General features: G+C 29.9%; 14 protein-coding genes. 8 read left to right on the forward strand and 6 right to left on the reverse strand.

The genetic code is table 11. The features are described 5' to 3' along the window. Positions 1-41 precede the first annotated feature (41 nt). From JJD95_RS02695 to JJD95_RS02715, 5 genes are all read left to right on the forward strand, one after another. Entirely contained in the window at positions 42-173 is a 132-nt protein-coding gene (locus tag JJD95_RS02695) for a hypothetical protein (protein ID WP_291640093.1), read from the forward strand. A 263-nt stretch (positions 174-436) separates the two neighbouring features. Then, positions 437-1,843, forward strand: coding sequence for a cysteine--tRNA ligase (cysS, locus tag JJD95_RS02700; RefSeq protein ID WP_291640095.1), 1,407 nt, complete (start codon positions 437-439; stop codon positions 1,841-1,843). Positions 1,844-2,093: 250 nt separating this feature from the next. After that, the gene (locus tag JJD95_RS02705) at positions 2,094-2,588 is read left to right on the forward strand and encodes a hypothetical protein (protein WP_291640097.1); all 495 of its coding nucleotides are present in this window, start codon (positions 2,094-2,096) and stop codon (positions 2,586-2,588) included. Between the two features lie 20 nt (positions 2,589-2,608). After that, a complete protein-coding gene (locus JJD95_RS02710; RefSeq protein WP_291640098.1) occupies positions 2,609-3,445 on the forward strand; it encodes a type I phosphomannose isomerase catalytic subunit in 837 nt (278 codons plus the stop codon). Between the two features lie 209 nt (positions 3,446-3,654). Continuing rightward, on the forward strand, positions 3,655-4,170 hold the full coding sequence (locus JJD95_RS02715; protein WP_291640121.1) for a peptidylprolyl isomerase: 516 nt from the start codon (positions 3,655-3,657) through the stop codon (positions 4,168-4,170). Positions 4,171-4,220: 50 nt separating this feature from the next. Here JJD95_RS02715 and JJD95_RS02720 read toward each other — a convergent pair whose 3' ends face one another. The 3 genes from JJD95_RS02720 to JJD95_RS02730 all read right to left on the reverse strand — a co-directional run bounded on the left by JJD95_RS02720 (position 4,221) and on the right by JJD95_RS02730 (position 5,897). After that, positions 4,221-4,613 (reverse strand): hypothetical protein, encoded by a 393-nt coding sequence (locus JJD95_RS02720; protein ID WP_291640100.1) that lies wholly within the window; start codon positions 4,611-4,613, stop codon positions 4,221-4,223. Positions 4,614-4,960: 347 nt separating this feature from the next. Continuing rightward, positions 4,961-5,392 (reverse strand): hypothetical protein, encoded by a 432-nt coding sequence (locus JJD95_RS02725; protein WP_291640102.1) that lies wholly within the window; start codon positions 5,390-5,392, stop codon positions 4,961-4,963. Between the two features lie 61 nt (positions 5,393-5,453). Then, complete coding sequence (locus JJD95_RS02730) at positions 5,454-5,897, reverse strand: cell wall hydrolase (RefSeq protein WP_291640104.1); 444 nt, start codon at positions 5,895-5,897, stop codon at positions 5,454-5,456. 291 nt (positions 5,898-6,188) lie between these two features. Here JJD95_RS02730 and JJD95_RS02735 point away from each other — a divergent pair, with 291 nt between their 5' ends. Together JJD95_RS02735 and JJD95_RS02740 are read left to right on the forward strand one after the other, a co-directional pair. Further along, positions 6,189-7,085: a serine/threonine-protein kinase gene (locus tag JJD95_RS02735; RefSeq protein ID WP_291640105.1), complete on the forward strand. Its 897-nt coding sequence runs from the start codon at positions 6,189-6,191 to the stop codon at positions 7,083-7,085. 150 nt (positions 7,086-7,235) lie between these two features. After that, entirely contained in the window at positions 7,236-8,477 is a 1,242-nt protein-coding gene (locus tag JJD95_RS02740; RefSeq protein WP_291640107.1) for a C40 family peptidase, read from the forward strand. 49 nt (positions 8,478-8,526) lie between these two features. Here the strand turns inward: JJD95_RS02740 and JJD95_RS02745 are convergent, their stop codons facing one another. Further along, complete coding sequence (locus JJD95_RS02745) at positions 8,527-9,624, reverse strand: DUF3810 domain-containing protein (RefSeq protein ID WP_291640109.1); 1,098 nt, start codon at positions 9,622-9,624, stop codon at positions 8,527-8,529. 210 nt (positions 9,625-9,834) lie between these two features. On the opposite strand from JJD95_RS02745, the gene JJD95_RS02750 reads away from it, so the two are divergent. Next, complete coding sequence (locus tag JJD95_RS02750) at positions 9,835-10,227, forward strand: rhodanese-like domain-containing protein (protein WP_291640111.1); 393 nt, start codon at positions 9,835-9,837, stop codon at positions 10,225-10,227. 21 nt (positions 10,228-10,248) lie between these two features. On the opposite strand, the gene JJD95_RS02755 is transcribed toward JJD95_RS02750, so the two are convergent. Both JJD95_RS02755 and JJD95_RS02760 read right to left on the reverse strand, forming a co-directional pair. Next, positions 10,249-10,605, reverse strand: a complete 357-nt coding sequence (locus JJD95_RS02755) for a NifB/NifX family molybdenum-iron cluster-binding protein (RefSeq protein ID WP_291640113.1) — start codon at positions 10,603-10,605, stop codon at positions 10,249-10,251. A gap of 17 nt (positions 10,606-10,622) precedes the next feature. Further along, complete coding sequence (locus tag JJD95_RS02760; RefSeq protein WP_291640115.1) at positions 10,623-11,456, reverse strand: Mrp/NBP35 family ATP-binding protein; 834 nt, start codon at positions 11,454-11,456, stop codon at positions 10,623-10,625. Positions 11,457-11,821: the final 365 nt, after the last annotated feature.

Here is an 11,821-nt window from a genome sequence, read left to right on the forward strand (position 1 = left end):
CAAAACCTATAGTTACAAGTATAGATAAGGGAGATGTTTTTATGCCTAAAGATAGCCAACCCGATAATAAATTTTCTAGATTAGTTAAAAGTAACTATGATACACCTATAACTAGAGAGACTGGTAAAAACCAAAATGCCACAAATAAAAAACAATCTGCCAAAAGAAAGTAATTGATTTATTAAAACAACCAAGCTTAAAACTAATTTAGTGATAAGACTTGGTTGTTATTTTTTAAAATAAACTTTTGAATTATTGTGATAATTTATTGCATTATCTAAATATTATGTTAGAATTTATATATAATGTTGTTTTAAGAATTAATCCGTAACCATTTTATATTTTAAAGCTACAGTATACCTGTAGCTTTTTATAGGTTAAAATATACCTATTAAATCCTAGATTTCATTGTACCATTTAAGAAGGAGTGAATATAATGAGTTTTAATGTTTATAATACGATGACTGGAAATAAAGATGAGTTTGTACCTTATAAAGAAGGTAAAGTGGGCATGTATACGTGTGGACCTACAGTGTACAACTATGCACATATAGGGAATTTAAGGACATATATTTTTGAAGATGTATTAAAAAAATCTTTAGAGTATGTAAATTATAAAGTTAAGCATGTAATGAATGTTACGGATGTAGGTCACCTCCAATCTGATGGAGATGAAGGCGAAGATAAGATGGCCTTAGGTGCAAGCCGTGAGCATAAAACTGTATGGGAAATTGCTAAATTTTATGAAGACGCTTTTTTTGATGATTGCACTAAACTTAATATAAAAAGACCGACTATCGTATGTAGAGCTACGGAACATATACAGGATATGATAGATTTTATAATTAAACTTCAGGAAAAAGGATACACTTATGTTTCTAATGGAAATGTATATTTTGAAATTGATAAATTTGAAGATTACACTAAACTTGCAAATATTAGCATAGATGAACTGAAAGCAGGAAGTAGAGTAGCAATAGATCCTAACAAGAAAAATCCTCTTGATTTTGTATTATGGTTTACAAATTCTAAGTTTTCAAATCAAATTATGCAATGGGAGTCGCCATGGGGTAAGGGTTTTCCAGGCTGGCATTTAGAATGTTCCACTATGTCCGTTAAATATATTGGTGAATACTTAGATATTCATTGTGGTGGAGTAGATCATATTCCTATTCATCATACTAACGAAATAGCACAGTCTGAAGGGGTTCTAGGGCATAAATGGGTTAAATATTGGATGCATGCAGAGTTCTTAATAGTAGATAATGGGAAAATGTCAAAATCTACTGGGGGATTTTTAACCCTACCAAAACTTGAAGAGGAGGGTTATAGTGCTCTAGATTATAGATATTTCTGTCTTCAGTCTAAATATAGAAAACAATTAGTATTTAGCTTTGAGAGTTTAAATGAGGCTAAGAAAGGTTATAAAAAGCTTAAAGAGAGAATTGATACTATCTTAAGTTCTATTGATAAAAATGATGCAATAAGTGATGATAAAATTGCTATCTACAAAGAAAAATTCTCATTATATATTAGTGATGATTTAAATATAGCAAATGCTTTTACTGTACTTTTTGATGTTTTAAAAGATGATGAAATTAATAATAAGGAAAAAGCTATACTTATTGAAGATTTTGATAAGATATTCTCATTAGATCTTATGAAAGTCCAAAATAAAGATGCGAATATAAATGAGGAGCATATTAAGAGGCTTATAATTGAAAGAGCAGATGCAAGAGCCAGCAAAAATTGGGCGAGAGCTGATGAAATAAGAAATGAATTTATAGCCATGAATATAGAACTTCTTGATACTAAAGAAGGAACAACTTGGAAAGTTAAATAAGTATAGTTTTAAAAGAATATGGAATCCCTAAAGTTATAACAATGTATAAACTTTAGGGGTTTTCTATTTTACTTCTCTTCTCCAATATTGAAGAAATAATGCCCTTTTTTTATACGAAAAATTGTAAAACTGTCCCATTTGTTTTATTTTTTTTGATGCACTTTAGTATAATATAGTTTATAATATTAGTTGTGGCATTGAGTAGAAATAATATTATTTATTAGAATAATATAAATTTGAGGTGATGAGTGTGGAGAGAGTAGAATTAAAAGCTTCAATTACCATTGCAATTATTGGTATCATTATAATTTCATTAATATATTTTAGACCAATTAAAATCGATAGAAGCTTTGGTGGATATATGTATGCAGAGAATAGCGAATTTGAAAAATCAACTGAAATTACACTCGTTGGAGAACTAAAAAAGAAATTATCTATGAATCATGAATTTACGGGCACTATAGAAGTGGATGGTATTAAATTTCCGATTATTATAAAGAGAATATGGGCGAAAAATAATATCTTTAAAACTATGGGATATAGTTCATTTATAGAAACTAAAAATAGTGAAACGGGGCAATATGAAGTTACCGGAACCGTAGATACATCAAAGGATTTCAATGAAATACTTATAAGGTTAAATGAAGTAGACAGTAAATATAATGGAAAATTTAATATTTCTGGTCCAAGTAGTACTAAGGAAGAAGCGAAAACAATTGTAATAAACATGGGAAAAAACAATTAATGGAAATTGGAGGAATATTAATGTCTAAAGGATTAATTCTAAAACTAAAACCATATTTAAGTGAAAAAATATGGGGATGGGAGAAATGGGTGCTTTCATGCCACGAAGAGGGAGAATCCACAATACAAGAAGGTATATATGAAGGGCAAGAATTATCAAAGATTTTGGGATGTGGTAGTGATTTTCCTATTTTAAATAAAATCATAAATACAGAAGCTAAATTATCAGTACAAGTACATCCAAATGATGATTATGCTAAAAGAATTGAAAATGCCAATGGAAAAACAGAGTGTTGGTATATTCTGGAAGCAAAAAAAGGGGCGACACTAGTATCAGGAATAAAGCAGGGCTTAAATAAAGAAAAGTTAAGAGCAATTATAAAAGCAGACAAATTAGAAGATTACTTAGAGAGAATTAATATCAAAAAAGGGGATTTTATATATATACCAGCTGGAACGGTACATGCCATAGAAGCTGGAATAAAACTTATCGAGGTACAACAAAATAGTAATATTACATATAGACTTCATGACTGGGGACGTGGTAGGGAATTACATATTGAAAAATCTTTAGATGTAATAGATTATGAAGGAAAAAATAGTGGCGGTAAAATGGATAATTTTCATAAATTAGAGACACCATATTTTGAAGTAGAAAAAGTTATTGTAAGTGGTAATTATGAAGACACGGTTAATGAAAGTTTCCATAGCTATACTGTAATATCTGGAGCAGGAGTAATAAAATCTAATAATCAGCAAATTGAATTAAAAGAAGAAGAAACAATATACATATCAAAAGGAATTGAGTATACACTTATAGGTAATATGGAATTATTAAAATCAAGTAGTAAAATTTAATAAAAAATAAAAGGAGCATTCATAAAATGAAAAAAATTATATTATTATTTACAGCGTTTTTTATAGTTTTTGCTACAGGCTGTACGAGTAAACAGGAAAATAAGGTTGAACCAACTCCTGACGTAAAGGAAGAGGTAGTAGTAGAGCCTACCCCAAAAATCGAAACTGAAAAAGGACCAAATGATAAAAATCCATTGGTTACCATAGAGATGGAAGATGGTTCAATTATAAAGATAGAATTGTATCCAGAGATTGCACCGAATACTGTTAGAAATTTTGTTTCACTAATAAATAGTAAATTTTATGATGGACTGATTTTTCATAGAGTAATACCTGGATTTATGGTACAAGGAGGAGACCCAGAGGGAACAGGCATGGGTGGACCAGGCTATACAATAGCTGGAGAGTTTAGTGAAAATGGTTTTAATAATGAACTAAAGCATGAAAGAGGAGTTATTTCCATGGCTAGAGGGGGAAATAGTATGGATTCAGCTGGGTCACAATTCTTTATAGTGGTTGCTGATTCTGCTAATTTAGATGCTCTATATGCCTCATTTGGTAAGGTTACAGAGGGGATGGAAATAGCAGATGAAATTGTAAACACACCAAGAGATGAAAATCAAGATAGTCCTACTGCCAATAGACCTATAAAAGATCAAATAATGAAAAAAGTAACTGTGGATACATTTGGAGTCAAGTATGGTGAAGTAGTAAAAATGAAATAATAAATAATAAATGCTCCTAGAAAGTTAATATAACTTTCTAGGAGCATTTATTATTTTGTTTCTCCATCTCCAGACCCATCTGAATTATAGGTTAAGCAATAATATAAGCAGTCATTAAATTGTGGTAGACCACTTTCAATAATGACATGGGCATTCTCCAATAATTTATTGTAAAATGTTTTTGAACCGTCGTCAAATCTACATTCAATAGTTCTTAGCCTTTTAAATAAATCGTTAGCTATTTCATAGGGGATAGGTTCTATTATTCTCCATCTATCCTTAAGTGTGATATGTTTTTGTATAGCTTGCCTAAATTTTCTATGAATTATCTCTTTGCTCTCACCCCTCAGTTCTACGCTATGGCCATCAGCATTAACCCCTCTAAGGGTTTGGTTTGTATCTAATATCTCTAGTAATTGTACAATTGATAAGTTATATTGCATGTGAACAGCCCCCCCATATATAAATATATTACATTATTTAAAAAAACAAGTAAAATTAAATTGAAATTTTTTTTGCAACGCAAATATAAATCTTAGATAAATGAATATAGTGCAAAGAAAACATTCATTTTAGGGTAAAAGAAAGTATTCTAAAAAGTATATTTTGCAAGTTTACTATTATAGTATTGCATATATTGTTTGGGATTTCAATATGTTCAAAAAAAAGATCCTATATGAATAGACTTTTTTAGTGTCTATCATATAGGACCCGTTTTATTTAAACATAAGAGTTTTTATTATAGTAGTAAATATATATGTTTTTGTGACTTTAAATATTAAAATGTATTTTATTTTTTATCGTGTGTTCTACATTTAGAAGCTTGATTTTCAAAAACTCTTACAAATTTAATGGAGTATATATCACACATTATTATATCATTTGAACCAGTTTCCTTAATAACGACATAACTAATTCCAACTTCTTGTAAAATGCCTTCTCTATCAACCCACATACTAGTTCCAATTAAAAATTCTATTTTTACATATTTACCTATTTGTGTGGTTAACCAACCTTGATTATAAAGTGGATTATTTACTACTGGAGGAACTGGCGCAATTTCAAAGTCCTGGCTACCTTGAGGAATTGAAGGCATAGGGTTTTGTCTTGTATCATAGGGCATATCAAAATTTGGAAGAGGCATCATTGGAGGCTCAGAAAACATAGAATCAGTGTTCCACATTGGTGAACCATTAAAATTGTTAGGTGGTGCTATAAACATAAAAAATCCTCCTTAAAAAATTATATTTAGTATCTAGATGTTTGTTATTAATGATTTTTAATTAGGTTAAAAAATATTTTGCTGTAGGGTTGTAAAAGCAATGCTGCGCTACACTAACTTGATAGGTTCCGCTACCATTAAAAGGAAATAAATAAGGGCAACCTGGTGCAAAGGGATTAAAGTACCATAAGGAAGAGCCTGTTGTATATAGCCTATTACCAGCTAAAGCCCAATCGGCAATTTCATAATGTATCTGTTCTGGCGGACTTGACCAAATGGTTTGTGGGTTAGTCATGCCATTCAGTACAGAGGTGGCACAATCGAATTGCCCTTTCTGGAATACAATATTTCTTAAATCACCTTGTCCTAACCTTAGATATTCACCATCCGCTACATTGACTCTGTTCATAACTACAGAGGCGACGGCTTTCATTCCATTATCTCCTTCTCCGCCAGCTTCACACTTTATTATTCTCGCCAATAACTCTCTAGCACTGTATGCCACTATTTGTCATCTCCTCAATTTACTTTACAGTATTATTATATTCAGACTCTTAAGAATAGTACTTAAAATTTATAAGAAATATAATTTATATATTTTCAAGAAAATTGGAAGAGTTAAATTATAAAACTAGTAAGTTTACTTGAAATTTGGTACAATTAAAACATATATATTTATATATATTTTTTTGTTAGATAAAATATGACTGTATTAGAAAAAACTCCTTTAAAATTTACATTTATTCGTATATGATCATACGGATAAGTTATCATAGATTTATACAAGAGGTGAATTATGTTAAATAATGGACATTTATTGGACGGAAAATATGAGGTAATTAGAATTCTAGGCAAGGGTGGCATGGGTGTAGTTTATTTATGCAAAAATATTATCTATGGAAACCTTTGGGCTATAAAAGAAATAATAAAAGATACAAAAAATATAAATATTTTAACCGAAGCTAACATTTTGAAAAATTTAGATCATTCAGGTATTAGGAGAATAATCGATGTATTTTATGAAAATAACAAATTATACATGGTTCAAGATTACATAGAAGGACAAACGCTAGATGAGTATGTTAAGGGAAGTAGTAGCATCAATCGGGATGAAATTTGTGCAATTACATTAGATTTATGTGATATTGTAGGGTATTTACATAATCAGAACCCAGCTATAATATATCGAGATCTAAAACCATCCAATATAATTATAACTTCCAGTAGAAAAGTTGTTTTAATTGATTTTGGTATCTCAAAAGTTTATAAGGAAGATACGGTGAAAGATATAACCTGTGCTGTCTCTAATGGATATGCGGCCCCAGAACAATATGGGTCAGGGAAAAGTTGCATGCAAACAGATATATACGGTCTTGGAATGCTAATATACTTTATGCTTAAAGGTAAGGGCCCATACACGGGTATAGAGCCCCTTTTTGATGAGAATTACGATAAGGATATTGATGATAATTTAAGAATTATAATACAGAAGTGCGTTAGAATTGATATTGCCGATAGGTATGTTTCAGTTAATGATTTGAAAAAAGTAATTTTAGATGTATCAAATAAAAGTAAAAAAAAGGAAACTTTTAGTTGTCATAATTTTGGTACAAACCTCTTTAATAAATATATTAAAGCAAACTTTTTGAATAAAGGTGAAGTTATAAAGACTATTAAGGGCTTTTTATGGTAATAAAAAACTGGACATAGATTTAAAAGAAGAAAATAATGGAATTGTTAATTTATCATTGAGGTTTGTCCTAATGTAGTGCTATAATGTTATTAAATAAAGTAATGTGAAAATTTATGACGATTTTATAATATTTGAGGTGGAGGGAACACAATGAGAAGAAAAATATTATCTTTAATTATAGCTACTGGGCTAGCTATGTCAATAAGTATGCCAACTTTAGCAGTGACATTAACGCAGCAGCTTAATAATCAAAAGGAGCAGCTTTTAAATCAACAGAGTACATACGCTGAGTTGCAGAAGAATTATGATAAATTAGAGATGTCCATTGAGATGTTAGATTCTGATATTGGTGAAATTTACACTGAAATAGATAAAGCAAAATATGAGATAAATGATACTGAAAAAAATATAGAGCAAAACACAAAAGACATAACTATTTCTGAAAACAATATAAAGGATGAAGAAGAGTTATTTAATCAAAGAATGAGAGTTATGTATATAAATGGAACAGATAACTATTTGGAGATTTTACTTAGCGCGGATGGAATTGATGACCTTATTTCAAGAGTAGAAAATGTTAAAAAAATTGTAGAATATGATAATAAAGTTATTAGTGATTTAAATGAGAAAAAGAAAATTATTGAAATCAAAAAGAATGTTCTTAATGATAATAAAACAAGGTTGTTAACCCTAAAAGCTGTTAATGAAAATAAATTGGACAAGCTTAATACTAAACAAAATGAACAACATACATTGATAGCAGAAGCTAAGAAACAAGAAGAATTACATAAGAATGAAATAACACAAACACAGGCTTTATTAGGTAGTACCATGAATGAAATTGAAGAAGAATCAATAAAAGCAGCTAATTATGATTTGGCAATAGTGGCTAAAAAAGCTCAACAAACTTCCATATCAAGAGGTAGTACAGGTGATTTTGTTCAAAATGAAGCAAAATCTGAAATAAGTGTTGAACCAAAGGTTGAACCTCCTGTGGTAATAAAAAAAGAAGTGAGTGAGCCAAAGGCAACTTCCTCAGTTAGCTCAAATGCTGCAGTAATAGCTTATGCTAAAACTTTCCTTGGAACACCTTATGAGTGGGCAGCCACAGGGCCTAATTCTTTTGATTGCTCTGGATTTGTTCAATATGTATATAAACATTTTGGCGTTACAACAGGTAGAAATACCTCAGCTCAGATAGCTAATGGACAATATGTTTCAAGGGCAAATTTACAACCAGGAGATTTAGTGTTCTTTGGATCAGGAACTCCACATCACGTTGGTATTTATGTAGGGAATAATTCGTACATACATGCTCCTCATACAGGGGATGTAGTTAAAATATCTATATTAACAAGAAGTGATTATCTGTCTGCAAGAAGAGTTAGATAATAAGTTGAAAATAAAGAAAATGTAAGCAGACTTGTGTAAACAAATCTACTTACATTTTTTTTCGGTACTCGGCAAGAAGTAAGTCTACCATTGCACCGTAGCTCCTTGTTCCAGACTTCTGATTTTGAGATTTAAGGTAAGTATCATTAATCTTATCATTTATTTTCTCTATAGGACCAGAGTATTTCGCCCAAAATTCGTGGCTGTAATTTAAATCATTAAGTACACCTTTACTGCAGGTTAAAATCATTGTATTATATATTTCTGGATTATCTTTTCGTAATGCACTAATTGAATAAGATAAGGCTGCAAGGGTTCCTGAATACTGAAAATTTACATCAGGATGATTTATGCAGGCTATATATGAAATATAATTTGCTTCATCTTCTTTAGCAAATCCCAGTTGATGTGCCATCTCATGAGTTGTGGTAAATGGAAGGAACGAAACTGGTTCTGCTATGTTAATATTTGCTTCATTTGTGAAAGGAAAATAAAAACCTGTAATTCCTGTATAGCACATTGGAGTAGAGAGTAGTATAGCCTTAGGTGTTCCATAGTTACCCTTTAATTTAGTATATTGTAGTGAAGCACTATCATAGCCTAAATGAGCGGTTTTCAATATATATTTTTTATTATAAGGAAGTTCCATTACGCCAGATTGATCTTCATTTATTTTTTGTCTTAAAGTATTCGTTCTATCTACAAGGCTTTCACAAAGTAGTGCAAGCTCATTTGAGGACGACTTTCGTACATTTAATTCAAATATTTTATTTAGTGTAAGTCTTTGATAATTGAATCCCCACAAGATTTGAAACGAAAAATATATTAGTCCTAGTGTAGCAAATATATTTAAAACAGTATTTTTTAGAATTTTTAATCTTCTATTTTTGCATTTATATAATTCTACAACTGTTTTCAAAATATACCATAATGTGAAAACTGCAAAGGATACAATTATAAGTTCTGCAAGAGAAAAGGGTAAAAATCTAGTCAATGCGCTTAATATATTAGCAATTATCTTATAAAAAAATGAGGAATAGAATTTTTCAATAAAACCGGGGATAATTCTAGACATTTGAGTAAGAATAATACCTAAAGGTAAAAGTAAAATTAATATTATTCGCTTGTTGTATGGTGATTTATACAAAAAAACACCTTCTTTATAGATTCTATGATAACATAATAAATAAATAATCAAAAGACTTTCTGTGAAGAATAAAATTTCATATTGCATTTATTGAATATTAATGATATCATATACCTACAGGGGGTACATAATAAATGATTTTTTAAATGTTAAATATAAAATATTTAGTTGTAATAAATATTAAAATATAAAATTAAAAGGAGAAAAAATATGAGTAATATATTTACGGTATTAGCTATTGTTATGATAGCATATATGTTTTATCCAAGAATAATGATTAAATTTAATAAGAATGTAGAGAATGTTTCTGGAGATGGCGTAACTAAGCTTATTAGAGATAACAAAGATCTTGTTATTATTGATGTTAGAACTAAGGGTGAGTACCAAGGAGGGCATATAAATAAATCTAAATTAATGCCTGTTTCTGAAATTGCCTCAAGGATTGCAGAACTAGAGAAATTCCGTGGCAAACCAATGTTAGTGCACTGTGCAACAGGCAGTAGAAGTCCTAAAGCGGTAAATATATTATTGAAAAATAAATTTGGTCCAATATATCATATGAGTCATGGGTTATCAGGATTTAATGGGAATCTAAAAAAATAAAGGAGCATTTGCTCCTTTTTTTTATTGATGATGATGTTCACCATGATGATTACAAACTACATTTTTATCTTCTAAGGTTCCATTAATATATTCAAGAAGAACATTTTCGTATTCTCCAGAGGCTCCTTTTATTACTTTAAGCCCATTTTGGTTTAAGCCGTTAACTGCACCTTCACCAATTCCTCCAGTGATAACTATTGTTGCACCTTTTTCTGCAAGTAAGTTTGAAAGTCCCTGATGGTTATGCGCAAGTTCAGCTGAAGATATTTCTTCAATATTCATAATTTTTTTATCTTCTATAGTTGCAATAACAAAACTTTTGCTCATTCCAAAATGTTGATTTACCATACTACCATTATTAGGTATTGCTATTTTCATATGTATTACCTCCGATTTTATTTATTTTTATGTGCTTTATTAATAATATTAACAACAATGTTTTCTGCTATTTCATTTAATTCAGGATTTAGTTTGTATTCACCTTTGTTGGAGATATTAACAATTTCCTTACACATCGGAATTTCTCCCAGCAAATCTAGTCCGTTTTTATCTAGGAATTCGTCTATGTTATCTGATTCAAAGAATTTTATTTTCTCACTACATCCAGGACAAATAATATAACTCATATTCTCAATTAATCCAAGTATATTTATGTTAAGCTTACGTGCCATATTTATTGCTTTTCCAACAATCATAGATACCATGTCTTGTGGCGTTGAAACCATTACTATGCCTGTAATTGGTATTGATTGCATTACGGTTAATGCAACGTCACCTGTGCCAGGAGGCATATCTATAATTAAATAATCAAGTTCTCCCCATATAACATCAGTCCAAAACTGCGTAACAACTCCAGAAACTGCTGGCCCTCTCCAAATAACTGGATCATCTTCATTTTCTACAAGAAGATTCATTGAAATAACATCAATACCCTCAGGAGTTCTAACTGGCAAAATACCAGATTCACTCATTACAGGTTTCACATCTTTAATACCTAAAAGTCTTGGTATACTTGGGCCTGTAATATCTGAATCCATAAGTCCAACCTTATAGCCCTTCTTATTAAGTTCATGTGCAATAAGAGCAGATATTGTTGATTTACCAACACCACCTTTACCACTCATGACTCCGATAATATTTTTAACTTTATTTAATGAATTATTTTTTATGCCACAGGTTTCTTTACTGTCACACCCATCATTTGATGGACAACTTTCACAATCAGCCATATATTAACACCTCGTTTTTTTATTTGTTATAAGATAATTATATTATAATACTATAAATTTTTGTTGTCAAATGCCATAAATCATAAACTATTTAAGGCAGAACAATATAAAATTTGAGGACCAATATAATAAGAGGAATGATATACTTAAAATACATTAATTATAAGTAAAATACAATTATTTATTATTTAATTGAGAGATTTCGTGTGTTACGTGTGTATTACTGAGTATAGTCGGAAAACAATAATTAACAATATCCACATTTAGGAAATAATAATATGTATCTGGATAACGAATTATACTCAAATTAATTATAGGCATAACAAAAAGACTTTTTTACACATTATTTTAAAAAAGCCGTAGAC

It is taken from the genome of Clostridium sp., from assembly GCF_016650035.1.
Lineage (GTDB): Bacteria > Bacillota > Clostridia > Clostridiales > Clostridiaceae > Clostridium_AD.